At 62.7% G+C, this 13055-nt stretch carries 23 protein-coding genes; 22 read left to right on the top strand and 1 reads right to left on the bottom strand.

Annotated elements, in window-relative coordinates:
• Window positions 1-95 precede the first annotated feature (95 nt).
• The 12 genes from rpsJ to C5F44_RS11180 all read left to right on the top strand — a co-directional run bounded on the left by rpsJ (window position 96) and on the right by C5F44_RS11180 (window position 7937).
• A complete protein-coding gene (gene rpsJ, locus C5F44_RS11235; protein ID WP_023666234.1) occupies window positions 96-404 on the top strand; it encodes a 30S ribosomal protein S10 in 309 nt (102 codons plus the stop codon).
• Window positions 405-416: 12 nt separating this feature from the next.
• Window positions 417-1139, top strand: a complete 723-nt coding sequence (rplC, locus tag C5F44_RS11230) for a 50S ribosomal protein L3 (protein WP_107673637.1) — start codon at window positions 417-419, stop codon at window positions 1137-1139.
• Entirely contained in the window at window positions 1136-1756 is a 621-nt protein-coding gene (rplD, locus tag C5F44_RS11225) for a 50S ribosomal protein L4 (RefSeq protein ID WP_107673619.1), read from the top strand. Before rplC ends, rplD begins: the two co-directional genes overlap by 4 nt.
• On the top strand, window positions 1753-2049 hold the full coding sequence (locus C5F44_RS11220; RefSeq protein ID WP_107673618.1) for a 50S ribosomal protein L23: 297 nt from the start codon (window positions 1753-1755) through the stop codon (window positions 2047-2049). The genes rplD and C5F44_RS11220 overlap by 4 nt, the downstream gene beginning before the upstream one ends.
• A 196-nt stretch (window positions 2050-2245) precedes the next feature.
• Window positions 2246-2950, top strand: a complete 705-nt coding sequence (locus C5F44_RS11215; RefSeq protein WP_107673617.1) for a toll/interleukin-1 receptor domain-containing protein — start codon at window positions 2246-2248, stop codon at window positions 2948-2950.
• 258 nt (window positions 2951-3208) lie between these two features.
• Complete coding sequence (gene rplB / locus C5F44_RS11210; protein WP_107673616.1) at window positions 3209-4048, top strand: 50S ribosomal protein L2; 840 nt, start codon at window positions 3209-3211, stop codon at window positions 4046-4048.
• Between the two features lie 3 nt (window positions 4049-4051).
• A complete protein-coding gene (gene rpsS / locus C5F44_RS11205) occupies window positions 4052-4330 on the top strand; it encodes a 30S ribosomal protein S19 (RefSeq protein ID WP_107673615.1) in 279 nt (92 codons plus the stop codon).
• A 3-nt stretch (window positions 4331-4333) separates the two neighbouring features.
• The gene (gene rplV / locus C5F44_RS11200; protein ID WP_107673614.1) at window positions 4334-4714 is read left to right on the top strand and encodes a 50S ribosomal protein L22; all 381 of its coding nucleotides are present in this window, start codon (window positions 4334-4336) and stop codon (window positions 4712-4714) included.
• Window positions 4714-5445 carry a 30S ribosomal protein S3 gene (rpsC, locus tag C5F44_RS11195; protein ID WP_107673613.1) on the top strand — a complete coding sequence of 244 codons (732 nt, stop codon included), beginning with the start codon at window positions 4714-4716 and terminating at the stop codon, window positions 5443-5445. Before rplV ends, rpsC begins: the two co-directional genes overlap by 1 nt.
• Before the next feature lie 13 nt (window positions 5446-5458).
• Window positions 5459-5872 carry a 50S ribosomal protein L16 gene (rplP, locus tag C5F44_RS11190; protein ID WP_107673612.1) on the top strand — a complete coding sequence of 138 codons (414 nt, stop codon included), beginning with the start codon at window positions 5459-5461 and terminating at the stop codon, window positions 5870-5872.
• A gap of 78 nt (window positions 5873-5950) precedes the next feature.
• Entirely contained in the window at window positions 5951-6574 is a 624-nt protein-coding gene (locus C5F44_RS11185) for a TIGR02466 family protein (RefSeq protein ID WP_107673611.1), read from the top strand.
• Between the two features lie 142 nt (window positions 6575-6716).
• A complete protein-coding gene (locus C5F44_RS11180; protein ID WP_235822608.1) occupies window positions 6717-7937 on the top strand; it encodes a Hint domain-containing protein in 1221 nt (406 codons plus the stop codon).
• Between the two features lie 52 nt (window positions 7938-7989).
• Here C5F44_RS11180 and C5F44_RS11175 read toward each other — a convergent pair whose 3' ends face one another.
• Entirely contained in the window at window positions 7990-8586 is a 597-nt protein-coding gene (locus C5F44_RS11175; protein ID WP_107673635.1) for a peptidoglycan-binding domain-containing protein, read from the bottom strand.
• A gap of 369 nt (window positions 8587-8955) precedes the next feature.
• Here C5F44_RS11175 and rpmC point away from each other — a divergent pair, with 369 nt between their 5' ends.
• From rpmC to rpsE, 10 genes are all read left to right on the top strand, one after another.
• Entirely contained in the window at window positions 8956-9156 is a 201-nt protein-coding gene (gene rpmC, locus C5F44_RS11170; RefSeq protein WP_107673610.1) for a 50S ribosomal protein L29, read from the top strand.
• Between the two features lie 11 nt (window positions 9157-9167).
• Window positions 9168-9407 (top strand): 30S ribosomal protein S17, encoded by a 240-nt coding sequence (gene rpsQ, locus C5F44_RS11165; protein ID WP_107673609.1) that lies wholly within the window; start codon window positions 9168-9170, stop codon window positions 9405-9407.
• A gap of 62 nt (window positions 9408-9469) precedes the next feature.
• A complete protein-coding gene (rplN, locus tag C5F44_RS11160; RefSeq protein WP_013066055.1) occupies window positions 9470-9838 on the top strand; it encodes a 50S ribosomal protein L14 in 369 nt (122 codons plus the stop codon).
• Window positions 9838-10143 (top strand): 50S ribosomal protein L24, encoded by a 306-nt coding sequence (rplX, locus tag C5F44_RS11155; RefSeq protein ID WP_107673608.1) that lies wholly within the window; start codon window positions 9838-9840, stop codon window positions 10141-10143. Before rplN ends, rplX begins: the two co-directional genes overlap by 1 nt.
• Entirely contained in the window at window positions 10143-10703 is a 561-nt protein-coding gene (rplE, locus tag C5F44_RS11150) for a 50S ribosomal protein L5 (RefSeq protein WP_107673607.1), read from the top strand. The genes rplX and rplE overlap by 1 nt, the downstream gene beginning before the upstream one ends.
• An 18-nt stretch (window positions 10704-10721) precedes the next feature.
• Window positions 10722-11027 carry a 30S ribosomal protein S14 gene (rpsN, locus tag C5F44_RS11145; protein ID WP_107673606.1) on the top strand — a complete coding sequence of 102 codons (306 nt, stop codon included), beginning with the start codon at window positions 10722-10724 and terminating at the stop codon, window positions 11025-11027.
• Window positions 11028-11040: 13 nt separating this feature from the next.
• Window positions 11041-11439: a 30S ribosomal protein S8 gene (gene rpsH / locus C5F44_RS11140; protein ID WP_107673605.1), complete on the top strand. Its 399-nt coding sequence runs from the start codon at window positions 11041-11043 to the stop codon at window positions 11437-11439.
• A 10-nt stretch (window positions 11440-11449) separates the two neighbouring features.
• Window positions 11450-11983, top strand: a complete 534-nt coding sequence (gene rplF / locus C5F44_RS11135) for a 50S ribosomal protein L6 (protein ID WP_107673604.1) — start codon at window positions 11450-11452, stop codon at window positions 11981-11983.
• Between the two features lie 11 nt (window positions 11984-11994).
• On the top strand, window positions 11995-12354 hold the full coding sequence (gene rplR / locus C5F44_RS11130) for a 50S ribosomal protein L18 (protein ID WP_107673603.1): 360 nt from the start codon (window positions 11995-11997) through the stop codon (window positions 12352-12354).
• A gap of 125 nt (window positions 12355-12479) precedes the next feature.
• Window positions 12480-13055, top strand: a complete 576-nt coding sequence (gene rpsE / locus C5F44_RS11125; protein ID WP_107673602.1) for a 30S ribosomal protein S5 — start codon at window positions 12480-12482, stop codon at window positions 13053-13055.

Genomic DNA, 13055 nt, shown 5'->3' with positions numbered 1-13055 from the left:
CGTCGGCGCCGGCGTCGTCTCGAAGATCATCGCTTAACCAGACTGGCGGGGGCGTGATTGTCACGCCCCCGGCCTTTCCGAAGGAAACCAACAAGATGCAAGGTCAGACCATCCGCATCCGGCTGAAAGCCTTCGATTACCGCGTTCTGGATGCCAGCACGCAGGAAATCGTGAACACGGCGAAACGCACGGGTGCACAGGTTCGCGGGCCCATCCCGCTGCCGAACAAGATCGAGAAGTTCACCGTTCTCCGCGGTCCGCACATCGACAAGAAGTCGCGCGACCAGTGGGAAATCCGCACGCACAAGCGGCTTCTCGACATCGTTGACCCGACCCCGCAGACCGTGGACGCGCTGATGAAGCTCGACCTGGCTGCCGGCGTCGACGTTGAAATCAAAGTGTAAGGGGGCATGGAAATGCGCTCTGGCGTTATCGCAAAGAAGCTGGGCATGACCCGGCTGTTCCTGGAAGACGGCAAGCAGGTTCCGGTCACGGTCCTGCAGCTTGATACCCTGCAGGTGGTTGCACAGCGCACCGCCGACAAGGATGGCTATACCGCCGTCCAACTGGGTGCCGGCACGGCCAAGGTCTCCCGTACCACTGCCGCGCAGCGCGGCCATTTCGCCAAGGCGAACGTGGCCCCCAAGCGCAAGCTGGCCGAGTTCCGGGTTTCCCCGGACAACCTGATCGACGTGGGCGCGGAAATCACCGCTGACCACTATCTGGCAGGCCAGTTCGTCGACGTGGCCGGCACCTCGATCGGTAAAGGTTTTGCCGGTGCGATGAAGCGGCACAACTTCGGCGGTCTGCGGGCCAGCCACGGTGTGTCGGTCTCGCACCGTTCGCACGGTTCGACCGGCCAGTGCCAGGACCCCGGCAAGGTGTTCAAGGGCAAGAAGATGGCCGGCCACATGGGCGCTGCCCGCGTGACCACGCAGAACCTGCAGGTCGTCCGCACGGATGCCGCCCGCGGTCTGATCATGATCAAGGGCGCGGTCCCCGGTGCTGCCGGTGGCTGGGTCACCGTCAAGGATGCGGCAAAGAAGCCGGCCCACAAGGACGCTCCGCGTCCGGCGGCCGTCCGCGCTGCCGCTGCTGCTCCGGCTGCCGAAGTGGCCGCCGAAGGGGGTGAAGCATGAAACTCGATGTGATCAAGCTGGACGGCGGCAAGGCCGGTTCCATTGATCTGGACGAAGCGCTGTTCGGCCTTGAGCCGCGCGCCGACATCCTGCACCGCGTGGTGCGCTGGCAGCGGGCCAAGGCCCAGGCCGGCACCCACTCGACGCTGGGCAAGTCGGACGTCAGCTATTCGACCAAGAAGATCTACCGCCAGAAGGGCACCGGCGGCGCACGCCACGGGTCCAAGAAGGCACCGATCTTCCGCCACGGCGGCGTGTACAAGGGCCCGCAGCCCCGCAGCCACGCCCATGACCTGCCGAAGAAGGTGCGTGCCCTTGGCCTGCGCCATGCTCTCTCGGCAAAGCTGAAGGCGGGCGAACTGGTGATCGTGGACAGCCTGGCCCTGGCGGAAGCCAAGACCGCAATGCTGGCCAAGACCGTGTCCGAACGTGGCTGGAAGCGCGTGCTGGTGATCGACGGTGCGACGGTTGACGCGAATTTCGCGCTGGCCGCCCGCAACATCGAAGGCATCGACGTGCTGCCGACCATCGGCGCCAACGTCTATGACATCCTCAAGCGTGACACCCTGGTGATCACGAAGGCGGGTGTCGAAGCCCTGGAGGCTCGTCTGAAATGAGCGCGAAACCCGAACACTACGACCTGATCAAGAAGCCGATTATCACCGAAAAGGCCACCATGGCCTCTGAGGCGGGCGCGGTTGTCTTCCAGGTTGCGATGGATGCAACCAAGCCCCAGATCAAGGAAGCCGTCGAGGCTGTCTTTGGCGTGAAGGTGAAGGCGGTGAACACCACCATCACCAAGGGCAAGGCCAAGAAGTTCCGTGGCCGCAACGGCGAACGGAGCGACAAGAAGAAGGCCTATGTGTCGCTGGAAGAAGGCCACACGATCGACGTGTCGACCGGCCTCTGAGCGAACGCTTGGGTGAAAAGAGAAAGCCCCTGCCGAAAGGCGGGGGCTTTTGTTTTGGCGGCTTCTGAATTCGCCTATGGATTGTTTGCGATTCGACAGGCACAATCTGAGATTCCATTTCCCACAGTAGTGTGATATGTACGCTCTCGAAGCGCTATATATTGTGGCGTGACGGTGGGGCGGAGTCCAAAGACAAATGGCTAGGTGTACAGCGCCCATAAAAGGGCATCGCTCTGCGGCCGCAGCGGCAGATTGTCCGGTATGCGGTAGCCGTTACGGTCGCAGGAGCTATGCGGGAGGCTACGGGTCGTATTCTTACAGCACTGCCTACTCTGCCCCAAGTGTGAGCAGTACCGTAAGAAGTGGTGGAAGCGGCGCCGCACGAACCAAGCCAAAGTGGTCCCCGGCAAGCTCGACCGTCTACTACTCTGAAGCGGAAGTTAGAGCACTTACGCCGATCCGCCGAAGCGTAGAAGTGCGACCTCCTCAAAATGACCCCAAGGACGTATTCCTGTGTCACGCTTGGGATGACCGAGGGTCGGCAGCCAAGGACTTGCACGACCTTCTTGAGGCGCGAGGTGTGTCAGTCTGGTTTAGCGAAAAGGATGTCTTGCTGGGTTCTCCGCTGCTTCGCGAAATTGACAAGGGCTTGGCAAGATCGCGAGTTGGGATTGTGCTTGTGACCCCTGCGTTTCTGAAGCGAATCCAGGGTCAAGGTGTATCTGACAAGGAGCTTTCGGCTCTCCTTGCCCGAGATTTGCTGGTGCCCATCGTGCATGGCACGACCTACGAAGCGCTAAGGGAGATTAGCCCTTTGCTAGCTTCACGAACAGGGTTGAGTACTGCCGCCGATACGATGGCTGAAATAGCAAACAAACTCGCTGAGTTGATTGCTGTCTAGGCTAGGTGCGTCGCAGGACGTTCGACCGGCGTGCAAGAATTCCAATACTCGACCATTGCCCCCCGCCCCCCCTTCTGCTACTGCACCGCCACGCCAGAGGCCCCGGATTCGTCCGGGGCTCTTGGTTTGTTCGTTCCGGTGGCCTGTTCATCGGCGCGAACCCACGAACCGGGGATCTTCGGAGCCCTTCACCCCGGACCTTCCGCCTTGCCCGTAACGGCAGGAAGACGGTCCTGAAGCAAACGGAAGACAGTAATCATGGCACTCAAGTCGTATAAGCCGACGACGCCTGGCCAGCGCGGGCTGGTTCTGATCGACCGTTCGGAGCTGTGGAAAGGTCGGCCTGTGAAAGCCCTCACCGAGGGTCTTATTTCGCAAGGCGGCCGGAACAACACCGGACGGATCACGATGCGCCACCAGGGCGGCGGGGCCAAGCGCCTTTACCGCATCGTGGATTTCAAGCGCCGCAAGTGGGATCTGCCCGCTGTGGTGGAACGTATCGAATACGACCCCAACCGGACGGCCTTCATCGCCCTGGTCAAGTACCCGGATGGCGAACTGGCCTATATCCTGGCGCCGCAGCGCCTGGCGGTGGGTGACAGCGTTGTCGCCGGCGCCAAGGTCGACGTGAAGCCCGGCAACGCGATGCCCTTCTCGGGTATGCCGATCGGTACGATCGTCCACAACGTCGAACTCAAGCCCGGCAAGGGTGGCCAACTGGCCCGTGCCGCCGGCACCTATGCGCAGTTCGTCGGCCGTGACGGCGCCTATGCCCAGATCCGCCTGTCCTCGGGCGAACTGCGGATGGTCCGTCAGGAATGCATGGCCACCATCGGTGCCGTGTCGAACCCCGACAACTCGAACCAGAACTTCGGTAAAGCGGGCCGTATGCGCTACAAGGGCATCCGCCCGACGGTGCGCGGTGTTGCCATGAACCCGATCGACCACCCGCATGGCGGCGGCGAAGGCCGTACCTCGGGCGGCCGTCACCCGGTTACTCCGTGGGGCAAGGGCACCAAGGGCAACCGCACCCGCACGAACAAGCAGACGGACAAGTACATCGTCCGCTCGCGCCACGCCAAGAAGAAAGGGCGCTGATCCATGTCCCGTTCCATCTGGAAAGGCCCGTTCGTCGACGGTTACCTGCTGAAGAAGGCAGAAACCGCGAAGGCCTCGGGCAAAAACGAAGTGATCAAGATCTGGTCGCGCCGTTCCACCATCCTGCCGCAATTCGTGGGCCTGACTTTCGGCGTCTACAACGGCAAGAAGCATATCCCCGTCGCCGTGACGGAAGAGATGATCGGCCAGAAGTTCGGTGAATATTCGCCGACCCGGACCTATTACGGTCATGCCGCCGACAAGAAAGCGAAGAGGAAGTAAGCCATGGGTGCGGAAAAGAACCCCCGCCGCGTGGCGGATAACGAAGCGATGGCGATCGCGCGCATGTTGCGCACCTCGCCCCAGAAGCTGAACGTTGTCGCGGGCCTGATCCGCGGCAAGAAGGTGGACAAGGCCCTTGCCGACCTGACCTTCTCGAAGCGCCGCATCGCGGGCGACGTGAAGAAGTGCCTGCAGTCGGCCATTGCCAACGCCGAAAACAACCACGGCCTGGACGTGGACAGCCTTGTCGTTGCGGAAGCCTGGGTCGGCAAGAACCTGGTGATGAAGCGGGGCCGTCCGCGGGCCCGTGGCCGCTTCGGCAAGATCATGAAACCGTTCAGCGAGATCACCATCAAGGTGCGTCAGGTCGGGGAGTCGGCATAATGGGTCAGAAGGTCAACCCCATCGGGATGCGCCTCCAGGTGAACCGCACCTGGGACAGCCGCTGGTTTGCTGAATCGAAGGATTACGGCAACCTCCTGCTGGAAGATCTGCGGATGCGCGAGTTCATCCACAAGGAAGTGAAGCAGGCCGGCGTCAGCAAGGTGATCATCGAGCGTCCGCACAAGAAGTGCCGCGTCACGATCCACACCGCGCGTCCGGGCGTGATCATCGGCAAAAAAGGCGCCGATATCGAAACCCTGCGCAAGAAGCTGGCCGCCTTCACCAAGTCGGAACTGCACCTCAACATCGTCGAAGTCCGCAAGCCGGAAGTCGATGCCCAACTGGTGGCCGAATCGATCGCCCAGCAGATGGAACGCCGCGTGTCCTTCCGTCGCGCCATGAAGCGCGGCGTGCAGAACGCGATGCGGATGGGTGCGCTTGGCATCCGGGTCAACGTCGCGGGCCGCCTTGGCGGCGCCGAAATCGCCCGGACCGAGTGGTATCGCGAAGGCCGTGTGCCGCTGCACACCCTGCGCGCCGACATCGACTATGCGCTGAGCGAGGCCGTGACTCCCTACGGGATCATTGGCGTCAAGGTTTGGATCTTCAAGGGCGAAATCCTTGAGCACGATCCGCAGGCCCACGACCGCCGTCTGGCGGAAGCGGCCGATGGCCCCGCGCCGCGCGGTCCGCGTCGTGAACGCGGCGACCGCGACCGCGAGCGCGCGTAAGGAGTAGAAGAGAATGCTGCAACCGAAGCGCACCAAGTACCGCAAGATGCACAAGGGCCGCATCCATGGCGAAGCCAAGGGTGGGTTCCTTCTGAACTTCGGCTCCTTCGCCCTCAAGGCGACCGAGCCCGAGCGCGTCACCGCGCGGCAGATCGAAGCGGCCCGCCGCGCGATCACCCGCCACATGAAGCGTCAGGGCCGGGTCTGGATCCGCATTTTCCCGGATGTTCCGGTCTCGGCCAAGCCGGTCGAAGTGCGGATGGGTTCGGGCAAGGGTTCGGTCGATTACTGGGCCTGCAAGGTTCAGCCCGGCCGCATCATGTTCGAGATCGACGGCGTGAACGAGGAAATCGCCCGTGAAGCCCTGCGCCTTGGCGCGATGAAGCTTCCGGTCACCTCGCGCATCGTCGCCCGCGAAGACTGGTAAGAGGCCGGGGTGACACCCCGCCCGTGAAACAGGCCCCTGCCGGAAACGGCGGGGGCTTTTCTGTTCAGGATTGCTGCCATGCCCGACATCACCTCGCTTTTCGTCACCCGCCTCTATCGTGCCCGGCTGAATGATCTGGCCCGCAAGAAGGTGGATTATGAGGAGTTGCGCGACAGTTGCGATGCCATTGCCGACGATGACGCCGCCGGGCAGGCCTGGTGCGAGGAGCAGGGCTATCCCGGCTATACCTCTTATGCGTCACTGGATGATCTGCCCTGGCGCTTTCCGATCTTCGGCGATCTGGAAAAGGCGCTGGACAAGCATGTGGCCGCCTTCTGCGACGACCTTGGCTTTGATCTTCAGGGCAAGAAGCTGAAGTGCAACGCGCTGTGGATCAACATCCTGCCCGAAGGCGGCACCCATGCCAGCCACATTCACCCCCATTCGGTGATTTCGGGCACCACCTATGTTGCCATGCCCGAAGGCACCAGCGCGCTGAAGCTGGAAGACCCGCGCCTGCCGATGATGATGATGGCGCCCGTCACCCGCAAGGACGCGCCCGAAGCCCTGCAACGCTTTGTCTATGTAAAGCCGCAGGTTGGCGACGTGCTGCTGTGGGAAAGCTGGCTGCGCCATGAAGTGCCGATGAACATGTCGGAAGATGATCGGATCAGCGTCAGCTTCAACTACGGGTGGGCGTGACGGGCCGGCCCTTCTTGGCACCGGGGCGGGGGCGATTTGACGTTTCCGGCAAAATCTTCTATATAAATCAAAGATGACGCGATGAGACTGCATCGCCGGTGTTCTGTTTTCAGTACGACTGCCGTGTAAGGAATTCTGTATCATGCCCGTGTACTCTCCGACGTGGATTTATGTCGGCAATCAAGCCACCCAGATCAATCCCGATTGGAACTCGCCTGTCCCGACCCAGGCAGACACCACCCTGACCGAGGCGCAGGCCGTGGTGGGCTGGGAATTCGGGGTGGAGGAAATGTCGGGGGTGCAGGTCACCGGCAATGCCACGGGGGCGGGCGGGGTGAACTTCTCGCGTGGGGTCGATCCTCTCAGCTATACCATCGAGGACGGGCTGGGTGGCACCACGTCGCATACCCAGCTTTACACCAGTCATGTGGTGGTTTCGGTCGATATTGCGGTGGCCCGGATCGACACCACCGTCGAGCCGAATGTTCTGGTGAAGGATACGCTGCATCTTCGGGCGGTTCTGGTCCAGATGGACAATGGCGACCTGTTCCTGCGCCCCTACTATCAGGATGTCGATCTGTGGCATGATGCGCTGCAGGACTGGGGCATCGACACGATCACCATCGCCGGCGTTGATACGACATCGGGGGAATTCAACACCGACCGCACCACTGATGGCCTGAACGCAGCGGCCGGGTTCATTCCCGAATTCGTCACCCCCATCCCCGAGGCCCCCTGTTTCGCCGCAGGGGCGCGCATCCTGACATCAGAGGGCGAGAAGGCGGTTGAAACGCTGAAGGCCGGTGACCTGGTGATGACCCGCGACAACGGCTTTCAGGCCATTCGCTGGATCGGCTGCCGGGTGCTGTCGGCCCGTCAGCTTCAGGCGGCCGCTTACCTGTGTCCGATCCGCATCCGCGCCCATGCTTTCGGGCCGGGTATGCCGGCAGAGGATCTGCTGGTGTCTCCGCAGCATCGGGTGCTTGTGCGGTCTCAGATCGCCGAAAGGATGTTCGGTGAGCCCGAGGTTCTGGTGGCGGCCAAGCATCTGCTGGGCCAGCCCGGCATCGAACTGGCCGAGGCCCCGCAGGGTGTGGCCTATTACCACTTCATCCTGGACGGGCATCAGATCGTGTTCTCGAACGGTCTGGCGACGGAGTCCCTGCTGGCCACCCCGCGATCCATCAACGCGATGGGGGCTGAGGCCCGGATGGAGCTGATGGCGCTGTTTTCCGAACTGCTGGAAGACGGGATGGCGGATCCCGCGCGGCCCTGTGTGCCCGGTCGCCGGGCGCGGCATCTGGTGGAGCGTCACCAGAAGAACGGCCGTCCTCTGTTGACGCAAGGCACCCTGGCCGCCTGATGGGCGGCCTGCGGCCCGAAAGGGAACCCCCCTCCGGGCTGCGAAACCGGGCTCAGGCCCAGCCCTTGATCTTCTGCCAGACCGACTTCTTCACCGGCGGCGCGTCCTTCTTCGCGGCCAGCGCCGCAACCAGGGCTTCGGCCGAGGCGGCAGCTTCCGCCGAAGCGGCGGCGACAACCTGATTGTCCTTCAGTTCCGGCAGCGGTTCGCTTTCGAACGCCTCTTCGTCGGGCTTCACTTCGGCAGCGGCCACCGCGGCGGCGGTGATGCCTTCGATGGCGCCCAGCTTGGCAAGGGTTTCCGGCCCGGCCATGCCGTCAACGGTCAGCCCGTTCTTTTCCTGATAGGCCTTCACCGCGGCTTCGGTGCCGGGGCCGAAGCTGCCGTCGGCCGCAAGGCCAAGGGCCGCCTGCAGCTTCTTGACCGAGTCGCCCTTCAGGCCACGGCGCAGCAGCACCAGTTCGGGCAGGCCGATGGCGGTGAACGTCGCCGGGCCGGCGATGCCGTCAACCGCCAGACCATGCGCCTTCTGAAACTCTTTCAGCGCCTTTTCGGTACCGGGTCCGAAATCGCCATCGGCGGGGACGCCCAGCTTTTCCTGCAACCGCTTGACCGGCGCGCCCTTGAGGCCCTTCTTCAAGATCGACATAAGCTCTTCCTTCACTCGTTGTTCCAATTGGCCCGCACGGGCCCAGCCTGGATAGCCAAGCCATCCTTGGTAAGGGTATGTCATGGCCGGCACAATGGGTAGGTTTTGCTGCATTTCCCCCTTGGTGGCGTCGCGTCACCCGGGGCGCGCGGCAGGCGGGGAGGGCGCCGAACGGCCGCCCGCGCCCAGCTTCGGGGAATTCCTCCGGTTGCGGGGGAAATCCCTTGCTCTCGTCCGCCCGCCCCTGTAGAGGAACCCATCCGCGATTCCGGGGCGACTCGGAATCGTCGATTTGTCATTGATCCGCCAGGTGTACGGTCACCCTTCGAAACAAGGGGCCGTCTGGCGATTGTGAAAGGAAGATTGGCGATGGACGCCAAGGAATTGAAGACCAAGACCCCCGACCAGCTCCGCGACAGCCTGGTCCAGCTCAAGAAGGAAGCGTTCAACCTGCGCTTCCAGGCTGCGACCAACCAGCTTGAGAACACCGCCCGCATGCGTGCCGTCCGTCGCGACGTCGCCCGCATCAAGACCGTTCTCGGCCAAAAAGCCGCCGAAGCCGCGAAGTAAGGGGAACCGCAATGCCGAAACGTATCCTGCAAGGTGTCGTCACCTCGGACAAGAACGAGCAGACGATCACCGTTCTTGTGGAACGCCGCTTCAAGCACCCGCTGCTGCAGAAGACCGTCCGCAAGTCGAAGAAGTACCGCGCCCATGACGCGGAGAACAAGTTCAAGGTTGGTGACACCGTCCGCATCGAGGAATGTGCGCCCATCTCGAAATCGAAACGCTGGACCGTGGTGACCGAAGCTTCGGCTTGATCCCCACGATCTGAACGAAACCCCGGGGCCGGTGACGGTCCCCGAAGGTCGGGAGTAGACCAATGATCCAGATGCAGACGAATCTGGATGTAGCTGACAACTCCGGCGCACGCCGGGTGCAGTGCATCAAGGTTCTTGGCGGTTCGCACCGCCGTTATGCTTCGGTCGGCGACATCATCGTGGTGTCGGTGAAGGAAGCCATTCCTAAGGGCCGCGTGAAGAAGGGTGACGTCCGCAAGGCCGTTGTCGTTCGCACCGCCAAGGAAGTTCGCCGTGAAGACGGCACCGCGATCCGCTTTGACCGCAACGCCGCCGTCATCCTGAACAACCAGGGTGAGCCGGTCGGTACCCGTATCTTCGGGCCGGTCGTTCGCGAACTGCGGGCCAAGAACTTCATGAAGATCATCTCGCTTGCGCCGGAGGTGCTGTGATGGCTGCCAAGCTCCGCAAGGGTGACACGGTTGTCGTGCTCACCGGCAAGGACAAGGGCAAGACCGGCGAAATCGCCGCTGTCATGCCCAAGGACAACAAGGCCGTGGTCGATGGCGTGAACGTCGCGATCCGCCACACCAAGCAATCCGCCGCGTCGCAAGGCGGCCGCCTGCCCAAGGCGATGCCGATCGACCTGTCGAACCTGTCTCTGGTCGACAAGAACGGCAAGGCGACCCGCGTCGGCTTCCGCGTCGAAGGCGACAAGAAGGTTCGCTATGCCAAGACCACCGGGGAGGCGATCTGATGCTTGACCAGGCCACCTATACCCCGCGCCTCAAGGCCGAATACAAGGCCAAGGTGCGCGCCGCTCTCAAGGAAGAGTTCGGCTACAAGAACGACATGCAGATCCCGCGTCTGGACAAGATCGTCCTGAACATGGGCGTCGGCGAAGCGGTCAAGGACACCAAGAAGGTGAAGCAGGCCGCCGAAGAACTGGCGCAGATCGCCGGCCAGAAGCCCGTGATCACCAAGGCCCGCAAGTCGATCGCCACCTTCCGGGTGCGCGAAGAGATGCCGCTGGGCTGCAAGGTCACGCTGCGCGGCGACCGCATGTACGAATTCCTCGACCGACTGATCAACGTGGCGCTGCCCCGCGTCCGCGACTTCCGCGGCGTCAAGGGCACTTCCTTCGACGGTCGTGGCAACTATGCCATGGGCCTGAAGGAACAAATCGTCTTCCCGGAAATCAACTTCGACAAGGTCGATGAGGTTCTGGGTATGGACATCATCATCTGCACCACGGCGAAGACCGACGCGGAAGCGAAGTCGCTGCTGAAGCACTTCAACATGCCGTTCACGGCCTGATCGCGAGGAACCCGAGATATGGCAAAGAAATCCATGGTGAACCGCGAAGTGAAGCGCGCCAAGCTTGTGAAGCAGCACGCTGCCAAGCGGGCCGCGCTCAAGGCGGTGATCTACGACCAGACCAAGCCGATCGAGGATCGCTTCAAGGCGACCCAGAAACTGGCTCAAATGCCCCGCAACTCGTCGGCGACGCGGATTCACAACCGCTGCCAGCTGACGGGCCGTCCGCATGCGTATTATCGCAAGCTCAAGCTCAGCCGTATCATGCTGCGTGAACTGGCCTCGTTCGGCCAGATCCCGGGCATGGTCAAGTCGAGCTGGTAAGGGAGGACAGAGAATGTCGATGAACGATCCTCTCGGCGATATGCTGACCCGCATCCGCAACGCGCAGATGCGCGGCAAATCCACCGTGATTTCGCCCGCTTCCGCGCTGCGCGCCCGTGTCCTGGACGTGCTGGCCTCGGAAGGCTACATCCGTGGCTACGAAAAGGCCGACACCTCGAACGGCCAGGGCGAATTCACCATCAGCCTGAAGTACTATGAAGGCGAGCCGGTCATCCGCGAACTGAAGCGGGTCTCCAAGCCGGGCCGTCGCGTGTACATGGGTGTGAGCGAACTTCCCTCGGTCCGTAACGGGCTGGGTGTCGCGATCGTCTCCACGCCCAAGGGCGTTCTGTCGGATGCAAATGCACGCGCGGCCAATGTTGGCGGCGAAGTGCTTTGCACCGTATTCTGAGGAGGGTGGAATGTCCCGTATCGGCAGAAAACCCGTCACGCTGGTCAAAGGCGTTTCCGCCTCGGTCAGCGGTCAAACCATCGAAGTGAAGGGGCCGAAAGGCACCCGCAGCTTCACCGCGGGCGACGATGTGACCATCACCATCGAAGGGGATGCGATCAAGGTCACCCCGCGCGGGCTGTCCAAGCGCGCGCGCCAGCAGTGGGGCATGACCCGCTCGATGGTTGACAACCTCGTGGTCGGTGTCTCCACCGGCTTCAAGAAGGAAATGGAAATCCAGGGCGTGGGTTACCGCGCCGCGGTGGCCGGCAATGTGCTCAAGCTGTCGCTGGGCTACAGCCACGAAGTGAACTTCGATGTGCCGAAGGGCGTGACGATCGCGACCCCGAAGCCCACCGAAATCGTCGTGGAAGGCATCGACCAGCAACTGGTCGGCCAGGTGGCCGCGAACATCCGCGAATGGCGTCAGCCCGAGCCCTACAAGGGCAAGGGCATCCGCTACAAGGATGAGTACATCTTCCGCAAGGAAGGCAAGAAGAAGTAAGGGGCGCAAAAATGGCGAACACGAAAAGAGATCTGTTCCTCAAGCGCCGCCTGCGCGTGCGGAACAAACTGAAGGCGATGGCCCATGGCCGTCTGCGCCTGTCGGTTCATCGCTCGTCCAAGAACATCTCGGTCCAGTTGATCGACGATGTGAAGGGCGTGACGGTTGCGGCGGCCTCGACGCTCGAGAAGGATCTTGGCGTTGTCGGCAAGAACAACATCGAAGCGGCGACCAAGATCGGCGCGACCATTGCCGAACGGGCCAAGAAGGCGGGCGTCGAAGAGTGCTACTTCGACCGCGGCGGCTTCCTGTTCCACGGCAAGATCAAGGCTTTGGCCGAGGCTGCCCGCGAAGGCGGCCTGAAGTTCTGATCCCGGTGGGCGGCGCCCGGGCAACCGGCGCGCCGCCCCGATGATCCGGGCCCCCGACCAGATCGGGGGCACCAGGATTGGCTCAAACGGCGCCTGACTGCGCCACCCAATGCAAGGAATGCCTTATGGCAGAACGTGAAAACCGCCGGGAAGGCCGTGGCAACGACCGCCGCGACAACCGCCCGGAAGAAACCCCGGAATTCGCCGACCGTCTGGTCGCGATCAACCGCGTCTCGAAAACCGTCAAGGGTGGCAAGCGCTTCGGCTTTGCGGCTCTCGTTGTCGTGGGTGACCAGCGTGGTCGCGTCGGCTTCGGCAAGGGCAAGGCCAAGGAAGTGCCGGAGGCCATCCGCAAGGCCACCGAGCAGGCCAAGCGCAGCATGGTTCGCGTCGCCCTGCGCGACGGCCGCACCCTGCACCACGACATGGAAGGGCGCCATGGCGCCGGCAAGGTCGTGATGCGTTCGGCCGTTCCCGGCACCGGCATCATCGCCGGCGGCCCGATGCGCGCCGTCTTCGAAATGGTGGGGATTCAGGATGTCGTTGCCAAGTGCATCGGCTCGACCAACCCCTACAACATGATCCGTGCCACCTTCGACGGCCTGAAGCACGAAACCTCGCCCCGTTCGGTGGCGGCGCGTCGTGGCAAGAAGGTTGCCGAGATCCTGCGCAAGCCGGAAACCGAGACGGTGGAGGCCTGA

The sequence above is a fragment of the Fuscovulum blasticum DSM 2131 genome, from assembly GCF_003034965.1.
GTDB classification, from domain to species: Bacteria; Pseudomonadota; Alphaproteobacteria; order Rhodobacterales; family Rhodobacteraceae; genus Pseudogemmobacter; species Pseudogemmobacter blasticus.
This window is presented reverse-complemented; position numbering and strand designations above follow the sequence as displayed.

Bases quoted from the DNA above. Each gene is read 5' to 3' on its own strand.
- rplB (WP_107673616.1), top strand. From the start codon at position 3,209: ATGGCACTCAAGTCGTATAAGCCGACGACGCCTGGCCAGCGCGGGCTG.
- rpsN (WP_107673606.1), top strand. From the start codon at position 10,722: ATGGCAAAGAAATCCATGGTGAACCGCGAAGTGAAGCGCGCCAAGCTT.
- C5F44_RS11215 (WP_107673617.1), top strand. From the start codon at position 2,246: ATGGCTAGGTGTACAGCGCCCATAAAAGGGCATCGCTCTGCGGCCGCA.
- rplR (WP_107673603.1), top strand. From the start codon at position 11,995: ATGGCGAACACGAAAAGAGATCTGTTCCTCAAGCGCCGCCTGCGCGTG.
- rplV (WP_107673614.1), top strand. From the start codon at position 4,334: ATGGGTGCGGAAAAGAACCCCCGCCGCGTGGCGGATAACGAAGCGATG.
- rplC (WP_107673637.1), top strand. From the start codon at position 417: ATGCGCTCTGGCGTTATCGCAAAGAAGCTGGGCATGACCCGGCTGTTC.
- C5F44_RS11220 (WP_107673618.1), top strand. From the start codon at position 1,753: ATGAGCGCGAAACCCGAACACTACGACCTGATCAAGAAGCCGATTATC.
- rplE (WP_107673607.1), top strand. From the start codon at position 10,143: ATGCTTGACCAGGCCACCTATACCCCGCGCCTCAAGGCCGAATACAAG.
- rplN (WP_013066055.1), top strand. From the start codon at position 9,470: ATGATCCAGATGCAGACGAATCTGGATGTAGCTGACAACTCCGGCGCA.
- rpsJ (WP_023666234.1), top strand. From the start codon at position 96: ATGCAAGGTCAGACCATCCGCATCCGGCTGAAAGCCTTCGATTACCGC.
- rpsS (WP_107673615.1), top strand. From the start codon at position 4,052: ATGTCCCGTTCCATCTGGAAAGGCCCGTTCGTCGACGGTTACCTGCTG.
- rpsH (WP_107673605.1), top strand. From the start codon at position 11,041: ATGTCGATGAACGATCCTCTCGGCGATATGCTGACCCGCATCCGCAAC.
- rpmC (WP_107673610.1), top strand. From the start codon at position 8,956: ATGGACGCCAAGGAATTGAAGACCAAGACCCCCGACCAGCTCCGCGAC.
- C5F44_RS11180 (WP_235822608.1), top strand. From the start codon at position 6,717: ATGCCCGTGTACTCTCCGACGTGGATTTATGTCGGCAATCAAGCCACC.
- C5F44_RS11175 (WP_107673635.1), bottom strand. From the start codon at position 8,586: ATGTCGATCTTGAAGAAGGGCCTCAAGGGCGCGCCGGTCAAGCGGTTG.
- rplX (WP_107673608.1), top strand. From the start codon at position 9,838: ATGGCTGCCAAGCTCCGCAAGGGTGACACGGTTGTCGTGCTCACCGGC.
- rplF (WP_107673604.1), top strand. From the start codon at position 11,450: ATGTCCCGTATCGGCAGAAAACCCGTCACGCTGGTCAAAGGCGTTTCC.
- rpsC (WP_107673613.1), top strand. From the start codon at position 4,714: ATGGGTCAGAAGGTCAACCCCATCGGGATGCGCCTCCAGGTGAACCGC.
- rpsQ (WP_107673609.1), top strand. From the start codon at position 9,168: ATGCCGAAACGTATCCTGCAAGGTGTCGTCACCTCGGACAAGAACGAG.
- rplP (WP_107673612.1), top strand. From the start codon at position 5,459: ATGCTGCAACCGAAGCGCACCAAGTACCGCAAGATGCACAAGGGCCGC.
- rplD (WP_107673619.1), top strand. From the start codon at position 1,136: ATGAAACTCGATGTGATCAAGCTGGACGGCGGCAAGGCCGGTTCCATT.
- rpsE (WP_107673602.1), top strand. From the start codon at position 12,480: ATGGCAGAACGTGAAAACCGCCGGGAAGGCCGTGGCAACGACCGCCGC.
- C5F44_RS11185 (WP_107673611.1), top strand. From the start codon at position 5,951: ATGCCCGACATCACCTCGCTTTTCGTCACCCGCCTCTATCGTGCCCGG.